Here is an 11874-nt window from a genome sequence, read left to right as displayed (position 1 = left end):
GGTCTTGCCGACGCCGAACCCGCCCGCCACCACGATCTTGGTGGAGATCGGCGCCCGACTCAGGTCGCGCTGCCAGTCCGCCGTCCCCTCGTCGGGGCTCTCGCCCCCGAAGGCCGCCTGTTCTTCGAGGCGTTCGTGACGGTCAGAGCCTGCGAAGTCCACTGAGCACCCTTTCCAGCAGTGCGCGATTGGGTCGGTCGGTACCGTGCCCCGTGCCGTAGACGCGGACCTTGCCCTGGTCTGCGAGGTCGCTCAGAAGCACTCGCACGACGCCGAGCGGCATCCGGAGCAGCGCCGAGATCTCGGCGACGGAGCGCATCCGCCGGCAGAGCTCGACGATGGCGCGTGCCTCGGGCAGCACCCGCTCGTGGAGGCCGCCCGAGGTGAGCTCGGGGAAGGACTCCGGCGCCTCGATCGCGGCGACGAAGGTCTCGACGAGGAGGACGTGGCCGTACTCGGTGCGCCCGCCCGTGAGCGCGTACGGCCGGACGCGTTTCGCCTTCCCCGAACGCGCGCCGCGCACGGGGAGTCTCGCCGGTTTCTCGCCGCTGCCGCCGTCCGAGGCGGTGCCGCCGGCGGCCGGTCGGGTGTGCCCTCCGTCGGAGGGCCCCGGTATGGAAGGCATGGGGGTCACTGCTCACGCTCCAGTGAAGTGCGCAGCTCCGTGCGGAGTTCGGGGGTGAGGACATGGCCTGCGCGGCCGACGAAGAGCGCCATGTGGTAGCCGACGACGCTCATGTCGCTGTCGGGCGTCGCGTAGACGCCGAGCAGCGAGCCGTCGCCGATGGACATCACGAAGAGCGAGCCCTGGTCCATCGCGACCATGGTCTGGGTGATCTTCCCGCCGTCCATCAGCTTCGCCGCACCGAGCGTCAGGGAGCCGACGCCGGAGACGATCGTGGCGAGGTCGGCGCTCGAACCCTTGGGGCCCGCACTACCGGTCCCCGCGCGGGTCGCGGCCGACTGGCCAGGGTCGGAGGAGAGGAGCAGCAGGCCGTCCGAGGAGACGACCGCCACGGATCTGATCCCTGGAACCTCCTCCACGAGGTTCTCCAGCAGCCAGCGCAGATTGCGCGCCTCCCTGCTGCCGTCCGTGCGCGTGCTGGGCGCGTTCACTTGCGAGCCTCCTCGGCAGTACCACCGTCACCCTGCGCCCCCGCTCGCCGGTCTGCTTCCTCTTCCGCCGTCCGGTCCGCGGTCTCTTCGGCGATCTGGGCCTCGGCAGCCCGCAGCCCCTCCTTCGCCCCGCGCTGGAACCCGCCGAGCCGCCGCCGGAGTTCGTCGGCGTTGGCACCGCTCGATCGGGTGGTGTCCTCCGGCGCGTGCGCCGGAGCACTGATCTTCGGGGTGCGCTTCGGCAACCCCTTCGCCGTGCGCCGCTGCTGCGGCACCTTCGGCTCGTTCTCGCCCTGTCCTGCCGTGCTCGGCTCGTTGGCGCCGGGCGTCGCGGGCTCGTCGACGCCGGTGCCGGCGTCGAGGTCGCCGTCGGGACGTGCGTCCTCGTCCGCTGCGGGCGGGTCCGCAGCCGCGCCGCGGGTACCGCTCGGCACGGGTGCCGAGTCGCCGACGTGCTCGTGCGTCGCCTCGTCCGCGTCCGACGTGCGGGCGGGTGCGGTGAGCGGTGCCGCGCCCGTCCCCTGCGTCGTGTCGGCATCGGGACGCTCGTGCTCGTCGTCGGAGGCGGCAGGCGCGGTCTCCTCGCCTGCCGGCTCCTCCTCCGCGACGGGTTCCGTACCTGTGCGGACGGCCCGACGCGAGGGCAGCGCATTGGAGTTGGCCTCCGCCGCGGAGCCGGGGAGCGCCGTCCCCTGCTGCTCGCGCGGCTGGGCGACGCCGGGCGCCGGGCGGTCGGGCAGCAGGCGGTGCGGCACGACGACGACGGCCGCCATGCCTCCGTTGCGCTGCTTCCGCAGCTCGACCCGGAGCCTGTGCCGGGCGGCGAGCCGCGCCACGACGTAGAGGCCCATGCCGAGCCGGCCGCCCTCGCCGCCCGAGGGCACGCCTGCGACGGTGCCGGGGGGCGAGGCCGACTCGGTCCCCGGCTCGGGCGGCTCCTGCGACTCGGGGTCGCCGAGCCGCTCGTTGAGCTCGGCGAGCCGGTCGTCGGCGACGCCGATCCCCTCGTCCTGCACCGAGAGCATCACCTCGCCGTTCTCCAGCAGCCAGCCGGAGAGGCGGACTTCGACCTCGGGGGGTGAGAACGCGCTGGCGTTGTCGAGGAGTTCGGCGACGAGGTGGCTGATGTCGTCGGCCGCGAAGCCGCTCACCTGGATGTGCGGCGGCAGCGAGCCCAGTTCGACGCGCTCGTAGCGCTCTATCTCGCTGACGGCGGCGCGCAGGACGTCGAGGAGCGGCACGGGGCCCTGGTGGTGCCCGCCGGTGTGCTCGGCTCCGGCGAGGAGGAGGAGGTTCTCGCTGTGCCGGCGCATGCGGGTGGCGAGGTGGTCGAGCGCGAAGAGGTGCCGCAGCTGGTCCGGGTCGGCCTCCGACGCCTCCAGGCCCTCGATGACGGCGAGTTGGCGCTCCACCAGGCCGAGCGTCCGCATCCCCAGGTTGACGAAGGTCCCGTGGGTGGCGCCCGAGAGCTCCTCCAGGCGGGCCTTCGCCGCCCGGTACTCGGTGCGCAGCGCGTCCCGTTCCGCGGTGAGCTCCTCGACGGAGCCGCGCAGCGGCTCGCTCTCCGTCTCCGCCGCGCTCGCCCGCTTGTGCAGTTGCTCGGCGGTGGAACGCAGGGAGTTGAGCGCGCGGACGACGGTGGCGAACTCGTCGTCGCGTCCGGTGTAGGAGATCGGCTCCTGGCTCTGCGGGTCGTCGACGAGGCGCTTGGAGCCCCTGGTCAGCACGGAGAGCGGGCGGGTGAGCGAGCGCGCCGTGGTGACGCCGGCGCCGACGGCGAGGAGGAGGCAGACGCCGAAGAGCGCGACCTTCAACTGGAGCGCGGTGACGTCGTCGTCACGGAGCGCCTCAAGGCGCTTGACCTCCTTCGCCGCGAACGAGGACTGCACGCCGCGCATCCGATCGATCCGCGCGGAGAGGGTGGAGCCGATGCGCTCCCGGTCCATCGAGCGGTCGGCTTCGGTGAGGTAGGGGCGGCCGGTGAGACGGTCGAGGTAGCGCTCGGCGACGGCGACGTCGGTACCGGTGACGGTGGTGCTGTACGTCTCCTGCGCCGTCGTCCCCGCCGTCTCGTCGAAGGCGGTGAGGGCCGCGCGTTCGCGTGCGCGCGCCTGCTGCGCCTGGGAGGTGAGCGCGGGCTGGCTGCCGTGTCCCGCGAGCGCCGCCTGGAGCAGTCCCCGCTCTGCCGACGCCTGTTCCGCGGCGCCGGCGAGGTCGGGGAGGGCCGCCGCGGTGGCGTCCTTGGCGCGCTCCGGGAGGTCGCGGGAGATCTGGAGCGAGATGGCGCGCAGCGCGTCGATGGTCTCGGTGTACGCCTGGTGCGTGGCGAGGACGCCGCTCTTCCCCGTGAGCGCCCGTTGCCGGGTGCGGGGGAGCGCGTCGATGCCCTGCCGGACCTCCCGGGGAGCGCCGGCGCGCAGGTCGCGTCCCTGCCGGTCGACGCGGGCGCGTTGGGCCTCGCTGACGCCCGTGCTGTCGCTGCTGTCCCGTCCGGCGGCGACGCGGGCGACGTACTCGACCATGCTGTCGCGCTCGTCGGCGAGGGAGTGCGCCAGGGCGACGGCCCTGCGGTTGGTCTCCGCCCTGTCGACCAACTCCTGTGCCTCCGTGGCGTCCTGGGAGGCGGAGAAGACCGCCGGAGCGCCCGCGCCGAGCACCGCGAGCGCGCAGAGCGCCACGGAGCCGATCAGCCGGTTGCGCACCCGCTTGGGGCGGGGCGCCGCCGCGGGGGGCTTGCGCGGGCCCTCGGGCGCGGAACCGGCTGGGTCCTGTGGAGTGTCCGGCCTCCGAAGCTGCTTCTTCCGCACCCGTGCTCGCAATCTCGTTCAGCCTTGTCCCGGGTGGCCTGCTGGGTGCCGTGCTGCGTGCGACCCTCGCGTGGGTCGACGCGGCAGAGCTGCGCGGCGGGAGAGCACCTGGGACGTCTCCGACGCCCGACCTTCGCAGTGCGTCGGGGCGACCGGTGCGGAACCCCCGCCGGGGCCACCCGAAGGAGTGAACATCACCAGGCAGCACCTGAACAACTCTCGTGAGTGGCCCGACTGCTGGGGTGTACGGCATCGGTTGGAAATACGCCGTCGACGATGGCAATATGCCTCGACGGTCTGTCACCCGGCTTCCGCTTCCCGCCTGAATTCCTGTCAAGAACCGCTTGACCAAGGGGTACGCGTGATTCCGCTTACGCGGGGTGCCGATCCGGCCCCGGGTGAAATCCGCGCACGTCAGCCCGCCGCGCCGACTCCTGACGGCGCCTCGCCTGCCAGGCGGCCCGTTCCGGCAGACTCCGTCCATGCGCATCGAGATGGCCACGGCACCCGGCTCTCCCCAACGCCCCAACGAGGACCACGTCTTCGCCACCGCACCGGCCGCAGGCAACGGCGGCGTGCTCGTCCTCCTGGACGGCGTCACCCCGCCCGGCGGCGAGTACGGCTGTCGCCACTCCGTCCCCTGGTTCACCGCGCACCTGGGCGGAGCCCTCGCCGAACTGACGGGAGCACGCGCCGACATGACGCTCGCCGACTGCCTCGCCGAGGCGATCGAGCGGACGGCGGCCAGACACAGCGGGACATGTGACCTTTCTCACCCGCGGACCCCTCAGGCGACCGTGGTCTGCGCGCGGTGGGACGAGGAGCGCACGGAGCACCTCGTCCTCTCGGACTCCGTCCTCCTCCTCGAAACCGCCGGGGGAGCGGTGGAGGCCGTCCTCGACGACCGGCTGAGCCGCCTCCCCGAGCCGATCCCCTCGCTCCGCGCCCGGATGACGGCGCTGCCCCCTGGTTCGCCCGCGCGCGAGGAGCTGCGGCGGGAACAGGCAGCCGCCGTCGAGCAGTTGCGCAACGCGGCAGACGGCACCGGTTTCTACACGGCCGCCGCCGATCCGTCCGCCGCCGGGTACGCCGTGACGGGCGGCCGCCCTCGCGCGCAGGTGCGCACGCTCGCGGCGTTCAGCGACGGTGCGAGCCGCTGGAGTGAGACGTTCCGGCTCGGCGGTTGGCCCGAACTCCTCGGCCTCGCACGCGAGGAGGGAGCGCGTGCCGTGATCTCCCGGGTGCGCGAGGCCGAGGACGCCGACCCCGACGGTGTGCGCCACCGCCGGGGCAAGCGCCACGACGACGCCTCGGTCGTCGTCGCCGAGCTGGAGCAGGTCGGCGGGGCGGGGCGGGGTGCCGGAGCTCAGCGGCCGTGGTAGGCGTCGAAGTTCTCGGCGAACTCCCAGTCGTTGAACCGGTCCCAGTTGATCGACCAGGCCATCAGGCCGCGCAGGTTCGGCCACTCGCCGTGCGTCTGGTAGTCGCCGCAGTCGTTGCCCGAGGTGAGGCAGTCGAGCGCCTGGTTCACCTGGGCCGGCGGCGTGTGCCCGTTGCCTGCCTGGGCGGAGGCGGGCAGGCCGATGGCGACCTGTTCGGGGTCGAGCGGCGGGAAGACGTTCTCCTCGTTCTGCGCGACGGGGAAGCCGGTGAGGAGCATGTCGGTCATGGCGATGTGGAAGTCCGCACTTCCCATGGTGTGGTGGCGTCCGTCGAGGCCGAGGATCGGACCCGAGTTGTAGTCCTGGACGTGCAGCAGCGTCAGGTCGTCGCGGAGCGCGTGGATCACGGGGAGGTAGGCGCCGGCGCGCGGGTCCTGGCCGCCCCACTCGCCGGAGCCGTAGTACTCGTGGCCGAGTTGGACGAAGAAGGTCTCGGGGGCCATCGTCAGCGCGAAGGCGTCGCCGTAGCGGTCCTTGAGGGCCTTGAGCGCGTCGATGAGGTTGACGATCACGGGGGTCGTGGGGTTGCGGAAGTCGGTGTCACCGTCGTCGAGCGAGAGGGAGTGGCCCTCGAAGTCGATGTCCACGCCGTCGAGTCCGTACTCGTCGATGAGGGAGCCGACGGACTCGACGAACGTGTCGCGCGCCGCCGTGGTCGCGAGCTGCACCTGGCCCTTCTCGCCGCCGATCGAGAGGAGCACCTTCTTCCCCTCCGCCTGCTTCTCGGCGACCGCGGCCTTGAACTCCTCCTCCGTCTCCACCTCGGGGCACTCCTCCTCGGGGCAGAGCGAGAAGCGGATGTCGCCCGAGGTCGTCGACGTCGGCTCGCCGAAGGCGAGTTGGATGACGTCCCAACTGTCGGGGACGTCGGCGAGGCGGGTGTAGCCGGAGCCGTTGGCGAAGCTCGTGTGCAGGTAGCCGACGAGGGCGTGCTCGGGCAGTTCGGCGCTCGGCGCCGCTGCGGAACGAGCCCGTTCTGCGGTGTCTCCGTCGGGCGCTGCGGCGGCGGTGCCGGCGAGGAGGCCGCCGAGTGCGAGGGCCGCGCCGAGTCCGGTGAGGAGTGCGGTGCGGGGGCGGTGCCGGGTGGTTCGGGGGCGTACGCGCATGGGTCGCTCCTCCGTCGTCTCTCCCGGGTGGGGGGTGTCGCCGGGCTCGACGGACGGGCCCGGCCTGCTGGAGTCGGGCGGCGCCGGCCGGGCGTCTTGGGTGCCGCCGGGGAGGCGTACCGGCCGGGGCCGCCCGCATGTGCAGCAAACCGGACTAGACCAATACTGTCAATGGTCCGTACCAGAAGGAGAGTTGGACCCTCGCGCACCACCGCGCCGCCACGGCAGCCGGTCCAGCGGCGACTCCCGCCGCGCCTGGCACCCCTCGTAGACGTACCGCCAACTCCGCGGCAAGCCGAGGCGGTTGACCGCGCCGGGCTCCAGCCGGTAGCGGTGCACGGTCTCGCCCTCGGGCGAGGGCACGGGTACGCGGTACGCCTTCGGCGGGCGGCCCGTCGGGCCCGTGGCGACGTCGAGGGAGCGGCCGTCGAGCGGGCCGCCGTGGAACTCCGTCTCCTCGCTGCGCATCCCCGTCACTCCGGCGCGGGGCAGCCGGGGTGGGCGAGCTGCCGGGCGCCCGGACCCTCGGAGCCGAGCTGGTCGTTGCGGTTGACGAGGCCGCACTTGGTGAGCGAGAGGCAGCCGCAGCCGATGCAGTCGGTGAGGTTGTCGCGGAGCTGCTCCAGCAGCCGGATGCGCTCGTTGAGGTCCTCGCGCCAGCACTCCGAGACGCGCGCCCAGTCGTCCGGCGTCGGCGTGCGGCCCTCGGGGAGGAGCGCCAGTGCCTCGCGGATCGCGGCGAGCGGGATGCCCAGGCTCTGCGCCGCGCGGATGAAGGCGACGCGGCGCAGCATCTCCCTGCCGTACCTGCGCTGGTTGCCCGAGGTGCGTCGGCTGCTGATCAGCCCTTCGCGCTCGTAGAAGCGGAGTGCCGAGGTGGCGACCCCGGCGCGTGCCGCGAGCTCGCCGACCGTCGCCTCGCTCGCCCGCCAGGAGAGTTGAGTGGACATGGTGCCAGGGTAGCCGTGTACCTCAACCGAGGTTCACGTAACGGCCGTCGGGCTCTCCAGGGGTGCACCTTCCGCCTGCGGAACGAGACGCGGAAGCAGCTCGTCGAGGAGGCGGCTCGCCGATGCCTCGGTCATCTCGCGGCCCAGGGCGCGCTCGGCGGCCGCCGCGGTCTGCGGGTCCCGCAGGGCCGTGGCGGTGAGCAGCGCGACGAAGTGGTCGAGGAGCCAGTCGCGCAGTTCGTCGCGCGGCGGCTGCTTCTGCTCGTCGAGCCAGATCAGCGACGCCGCTTCGACGGCGCTGATCCAGGTGCGCACGGCCAGCCGCAGCCGCGTCCCCGGTGCGTCGACCTCCAGGTGCAGCAGGATCTGCTCGGCCGCCCTGCGGCGTACCTCGTCGACGATGGCGTCGGTCCGGGAGGTCTCCACCACGCTGCCGCCCTGGAGCAGGGCGGCGAAGCCGGTGGCGTGGCGCTCGACGAAGCCGAGGTACCGCTGGAGGCTGCGTCCCAACCGCGCGGTGAGCGGCCCCTGCCGGGGTTCGTCGAAGCACTTCTCCAGTTCGTCCGCCGCGCTGCGCAGCGCGGCCTCGTAGAGCTGCTCCTTGCCGCCGGGGAAGTAGCGGTAGACGAGCGGTCGGGAGACTCCGGCGTGCTCGGCGACGCCGTCGACGGACACCTCCTCGGGCGGCCGGCCGGCGAAGAGGTCGAGTGCCGCGCGCAGGAGTTGCTCACGGCGCTGCGCCGCGCCGAGTCTCCGGTACGCGGGAGACGTGCCGTCGCTGCTCATGGCCGCAGCGTAGTGCCGGACGGTGCGCACACCAACGGGTGACGCACACAGGGGAACCACCGGACATCCACAACTCCCGCGCTCGCGTGGGGTCAGGCGGGCAGCAGTCCGGAGCTCACCCACAGCCTGCGGCCCGTGCCGCGCAGTACGCCTATCTCGTCGAGGAAGTCGGTGAGTCGCTTCGCGCCCTGCTGCATGATCTCCCTGCGGTGCCCGCTCGCCTTGACCTGCGCGACGGCCTCCGCCCGGTCGAGGCCGACGTCGCTGTAGACGCGCGGGTTGACGAAGGAGACGGAGAAGACGCGGGCCGCCTCGCCCGAGCTGAGACGGGTGAGTTGGCGCTCCCAGCGCGGGCAGTCGACCATCTGCCGGCGCAGCTCCTCGCGCGCGTACCGCACGTGCCGCGCCTCTTCGATGACGTGGATGCGGGTGACGCCGCGGACGAGCGGCTGCACGCGCTCGTCGGGGAAGATGAGCCGCTGCATCCAGTCGAGGATCTCCTCGCCGAGGAGCGTCGCGGTGAACGAACCCGGCGTCGTCGAGACGGACTTGAGGACGCGGGCCAGGTTGTGGTTGAGGCGGGTGACGGGGTAGGGCTCGATGCCGCTCTTGTTGATCAGGCGCGCGAACATCATCGAGTGGCGGCACTCGTCGGCGATCTCGGTGAGCGCGTACCGGACGTGGTTGCTCGTGAGCTTCTTGTCGTAGATGTGCCGGACGAGGAGCTGCATGAGGATGACCTCGAACCAGATGCCGAGCGAGGCGAGCGAGGCGGCCTCGTGCCTGCTGAGCTCGATGCGCTGCTCCTCGGACATGCGGCGCCACAGCGGGGTGTCGTAGAGCGAGACCAGCTCGGGCGGCCAGTGCCAGAGTCCGTCCTCGAAGGGGGCGTCCCAGTCGAGTTCGGTGTCGGGGTCGAACGAGTGCTTCCTCGACGAGGCGAGGAGGCGCTCCGCCACCTGCTCGCGGTCCTTGAGGAGCCCCAATGCGTCCCGCACGGCGCGGTGTTCGGCGGTCTGCCGTTCCGGTGCGATGGTCATGGCGGCACCCCTCGACTCGACTTACCGTCGGTTACCCACGGCCTCGCTGTTATGAGACTCCGCGTCAGCAAGCCCGTCAATCCCTTGCGCACGGCTTGTTGACCGGGCGGTAACCGGCGTGTGAGCCTGCCGGGAGTCCGGTCACTGACGGCGGAGTTCCTCCCAACTCGCTTGCGCGTCGCGGGAGTTGACGAATCGAGGCGATTCGAAGTGTCCACCGGAGATCTCTACGTCCACGCCCCCGGCGAGCCCACCTGGCAGGTGCAGGCGTCCGGCGCGGCCCGTTTCAACTGGGAGTACGACGACGGCCGCGACCGACTCCTCGCCCTCTACCAGAAGGGCAAGGACAAGCAGTGGGACGGCGCCAGGCGGATCGACTGGGACCTCGAAGTCGATCCGTACGACCCGCTCGGCATCCCCGACGAGGCGCTGCCGCTCCACGGGAGCCGCCACTGGGAGCGGATGTCCGCGCGCGACAAGCAGGAACTCAGACGCCATTACGGCTCCTGGCAGTTCAGCCAGTTCCTCCACGGCGAGCAGGGCGCCATGGTGTGCGCGGCGCGCATCGTCGAGTCGGCGCCCGACCTCGACGCGAAGTTCTACTCCGCCACCCAGACCATGGACGAGGCGAGGCACGCCGAGATCTACGGCCGCTTCCTCCACGAGAAGGTGGGGCTCGTCTACCCGATCAACGACAACCTCCAGTCCCTTCTCGGGGACACCCTCCGCGATTCCCGCTGGGACATGCCCTACCTCGGCATGCAGGTCCTCATCGAAGGGCTGGCGCTCGCCGCGTTCGGCATGCTGCGGGACACCACTTCCAAGCCGCTGCCGAAGCAGATCCTCGCCTACGTCATGCAGGACGAGGCCCGCCACGTCGCCTTCGGCAGGATGGCGCTCCGCGACTACTACAGGCAGCTCAGCGATGCCGAACTCCGCGAGCGCGAGGAGTTCGTCATCGAAGGCTGCCACCTCATGCGGGACCGCCTCAAGGGCGCCGAGGTCCTCACCAACTTCGGTATCCCCGAGGCGGAGGCCGACGAGTTGAGCGAGCACTCCGAGTACCTGCAGCTCTTCCGGAAGCTCCTCTTCAGCCGCATCGTGCCGTGCGTGCGCGACATCGGCCTGTGGGGCGAACGGCTCCAGCGCGCCTACGTCGACCTCGGCGTCTTCGACCTGGGGGACCAGAACCTCGACCTCCTGATGGCCCAGGACGAGGAGGTGGCGGAGAAGCTCGACGCCGAGCGGTTCGCCGCCGAGGAGGCGGAACGGACGGCGGAGGTCGCGGAGGCGATCGAGGAGGGGGCGCGCACGGAGTGAGGCGCGCGGCTCGAACGACCCTCGACGCGCCCGCGCGGCAGGGGTCGGCTACCTGCGCAGGCCGCTCACCGGCAGCATGCAGTGCGCCGAGGACGCCATCATCTCCTCGTCGACGAACCCGCGCAGCTGCTCCTCGGTGACCTCCGCTCCCGGGCGGGCCTCGGGCCAGGGGAGGGTGGCGAACATGAAGTAGACCTCGCCCCTGTCCTGCGCCGCCGTCAGCCACTCGGTCGGCGCCGGGTACCTGACGCTCACGTGCGGCATCGTGAGGGCCGCCTGACCGCCCTGCACCAGCAGCGTCATCGGGAGCCTGCGCGTGTGCGAGGCGTCCGGGACCTCGCCGCCGATCGGCAGCCCCGTCTCCCGGAGCAACTGGCGGGCGGCCTCGGCGCCGCCCTGCGGGCCCTCCTCCCCGTCGCCGAGCGAGTAGGCGAGGAGGAAGGGGACGTCCTCGCCGTCGTCCGGGTGCGGGCCCGTCCAGCCGAGGACGGACATGGTGCCGAAAAGAGAGGGCCGAAATCCGGTCATACCAGCCTGAGTTGAGGTCATGGCGGGCACCCTAGCGGCGGGGTGGGCGCCCGCGACGCGCGCTTCACCCGTGCGTGGCACCGCCGCGGAGCAACTCCATCGAAAGGACGACCGCCGCGGGCCGGTCGTGCGCCGCTCGGGTTGTCGGTGTCGCCGCGCGCCGTACCGGCCGTCCGGGGCGCGGGAGTTGGAGTGCTCCGGGCCGTCCCGTGTGCGTTCCGCGGCGGGCGGTGCGTCGTTGACCAGAAGGAAGCGGCCGCCGTGCGGTCGCGGCACGCCATGTACCCCACTCCACGGTGGTGAGAAAACGATGAACGCACACCGCAGGCCGCGCAGTTCGGCCGCGGGCCGCCTTCTGCTCCGGGCCGGCCTCCTCGTCTCGGCGGCCGGCGCGGCCGTCGGCGGCGCCGGCACGGCGGCCGCGGCCGCCGAGGGCGAGACCGCCGCCGAGTCCCTCGCCGGCACGGGCGAGGGACTCTCCGCGGCGGCGACCCAGCCCCTCGGGGTCCTCGACGACGCGACGACGCACGCCCTCGGCCCCGTCTTCGGCCTCCAGCTCGACCCGCTCGCGGGTACCGGGAGCGACCCCCTCGACAACGGCGTCGGCACGAAGGTCGCCGACTTCCCCGCCGTGGGCACCCAGGACCTCACGGGCCCGCTCGCCGACGGCGCCTCGCTCGGTGACCTTCCGCTGACCGGCGCAGTGGCCGACATGGTCGCGGGCTGAGGGCGATGCCGAACCGCCGTGCGTGGCCCGCCCGTTCCTGCGTGGCGGGCCA

At 72.4% G+C, this 11874-nt stretch carries 12 protein-coding genes and 1 pseudogene; 3 read left to right on the top strand and 10 right to left on the bottom strand.

Annotated elements, in window-relative coordinates:
* The 4 genes and pseudogenes from UWG_RS29875 to UWG_RS0111930 form a co-directional block, all read right to left on the bottom strand.
* Window positions 1-162: pseudogene (locus UWG_RS29875) on the bottom strand (ATP-binding protein); the annotation flags it as partial.
* Window positions 143-625, bottom strand: coding sequence for a DUF742 domain-containing protein (locus tag UWG_RS0111940; RefSeq protein ID WP_237720058.1), 483 nt, complete (start codon window positions 623-625; stop codon window positions 143-145). The pseudogene UWG_RS29875 and the gene UWG_RS0111940, both read right to left, overlap by 20 nt.
* A gap of 5 nt (window positions 626-630) precedes the next feature.
* Window positions 631-1116 carry a roadblock/LC7 domain-containing protein gene (locus UWG_RS0111935; protein ID WP_016907445.1) on the bottom strand — a complete coding sequence of 162 codons (486 nt, stop codon included), beginning with the start codon at window positions 1114-1116 and terminating at the stop codon, window positions 631-633.
* Window positions 1113-3818, bottom strand: coding sequence for a sensor histidine kinase (locus UWG_RS0111930; RefSeq protein ID WP_237720057.1), 2706 nt, complete (start codon window positions 3816-3818; stop codon window positions 1113-1115). The genes UWG_RS0111935 and UWG_RS0111930 overlap by 4 nt, the downstream gene beginning before the upstream one ends.
* A 587-nt stretch (window positions 3819-4405) precedes the next feature.
* On the opposite strand from UWG_RS0111930, the gene UWG_RS0111925 reads away from it, so the two are divergent.
* Window positions 4406-5305, top strand: coding sequence for a hypothetical protein (locus UWG_RS0111925; protein ID WP_016907443.1), 900 nt, complete (start codon window positions 4406-4408; stop codon window positions 5303-5305).
* On the opposite strand, the gene UWG_RS29870 is transcribed toward UWG_RS0111925, so the two are convergent.
* The 5 genes from UWG_RS29870 to UWG_RS0111900 form a co-directional block, all read right to left on the bottom strand.
* Window positions 5290-6471, bottom strand: a complete 1182-nt coding sequence (locus UWG_RS29870; protein ID WP_016907442.1) for a chitinase — start codon at window positions 6469-6471, stop codon at window positions 5290-5292. The genes UWG_RS0111925 and UWG_RS29870 overlap by 16 nt on opposite strands.
* Window positions 6472-6639: 168 nt before the next feature.
* Window positions 6640-6939: a hypothetical protein gene (locus UWG_RS0111915; protein ID WP_016907441.1), complete on the bottom strand. Its 300-nt coding sequence runs from the start codon at window positions 6937-6939 to the stop codon at window positions 6640-6642.
* A gap of 5 nt (window positions 6940-6944) precedes the next feature.
* Window positions 6945-7421, bottom strand: a complete 477-nt coding sequence (gene soxR, locus UWG_RS0111910; protein ID WP_016907440.1) for a redox-sensitive transcriptional activator SoxR — start codon at window positions 7419-7421, stop codon at window positions 6945-6947.
* A 33-nt stretch (window positions 7422-7454) separates the two neighbouring features.
* Complete coding sequence (locus UWG_RS0111905) at window positions 7455-8207, bottom strand: TetR/AcrR family transcriptional regulator (RefSeq protein ID WP_050988555.1); 753 nt, start codon at window positions 8205-8207, stop codon at window positions 7455-7457.
* A 92-nt stretch (window positions 8208-8299) separates the two neighbouring features.
* Window positions 8300-9247 (bottom strand): AurF N-oxygenase family protein, encoded by a 948-nt coding sequence (locus UWG_RS0111900; protein WP_016907438.1) that lies wholly within the window; start codon window positions 9245-9247, stop codon window positions 8300-8302.
* A 210-nt stretch (window positions 9248-9457) separates the two neighbouring features.
* Between UWG_RS0111900 and UWG_RS0111895 the strand changes: the two genes are divergently transcribed.
* Window positions 9458-10567, top strand: a complete 1110-nt coding sequence (locus UWG_RS0111895; protein WP_016907437.1) for a ferritin-like domain-containing protein — start codon at window positions 9458-9460, stop codon at window positions 10565-10567.
* Window positions 10568-10615: 48 nt separating this feature from the next.
* On the opposite strand, the gene UWG_RS0111890 is transcribed toward UWG_RS0111895, so the two are convergent.
* Complete coding sequence (locus UWG_RS0111890; RefSeq protein WP_029391370.1) at window positions 10616-11116, bottom strand: DUF5949 family protein; 501 nt, start codon at window positions 11114-11116, stop codon at window positions 10616-10618.
* 289 nt (window positions 11117-11405) lie between these two features.
* On the opposite strand from UWG_RS0111890, the gene UWG_RS0111885 reads away from it, so the two are divergent.
* Window positions 11406-11822, top strand: a complete 417-nt coding sequence (locus tag UWG_RS0111885) for a hypothetical protein (RefSeq protein ID WP_016907435.1) — start codon at window positions 11406-11408, stop codon at window positions 11820-11822.
* Window positions 11823-11874 lie beyond the last annotated feature (52 nt).

The organism is Streptomyces xiaopingdaonensis, assembly GCF_000262345.1.
Lineage (GTDB): Bacteria > Actinomycetota > Actinomycetes > Streptomycetales > Streptomycetaceae > Streptomyces > Streptomyces xiaopingdaonensis.
The sequence above is the reverse complement of the archived record's forward strand: the minus strand, read 5'-3'. Positions and strand labels throughout refer to the sequence as shown.

Bases quoted from the DNA above. Each gene is read 5' to 3' on its own strand.
- UWG_RS0111940 (WP_237720058.1), bottom strand. From the start codon at position 625: ATGCCTTCCATACCGGGGCCCTCCGACGGAGGGCACACCCGACCGGCC.
- UWG_RS0111925 (WP_016907443.1), top strand. From the start codon at position 4,406: ATGCGCATCGAGATGGCCACGGCACCCGGCTCTCCCCAACGCCCCAAC.
- UWG_RS29870 (WP_016907442.1), bottom strand. From the start codon at position 6,471: ATGCGCGTACGCCCCCGAACCACCCGGCACCGCCCCCGCACCGCACTC.
- UWG_RS0111915 (WP_016907441.1), bottom strand. From the start codon at position 6,939: ATGCGCAGCGAGGAGACGGAGTTCCACGGCGGCCCGCTCGACGGCCGC.
- soxR (WP_016907440.1), bottom strand. From the start codon at position 7,421: ATGTCCACTCAACTCTCCTGGCGGGCGAGCGAGGCGACGGTCGGCGAG.
- UWG_RS0111905 (WP_050988555.1), bottom strand. From the start codon at position 8,207: ATGAGCAGCGACGGCACGTCTCCCGCGTACCGGAGACTCGGCGCGGCG.
- UWG_RS0111900 (WP_016907438.1), bottom strand. From the start codon at position 9,247: ATGACCATCGCACCGGAACGGCAGACCGCCGAACACCGCGCCGTGCGG.
- UWG_RS0111890 (WP_029391370.1), bottom strand. From the start codon at position 11,116: ATGACCTCAACTCAGGCTGGTATGACCGGATTTCGGCCCTCTCTTTTC.
- UWG_RS0111885 (WP_016907435.1), top strand. From the start codon at position 11,406: ATGAACGCACACCGCAGGCCGCGCAGTTCGGCCGCGGGCCGCCTTCTG.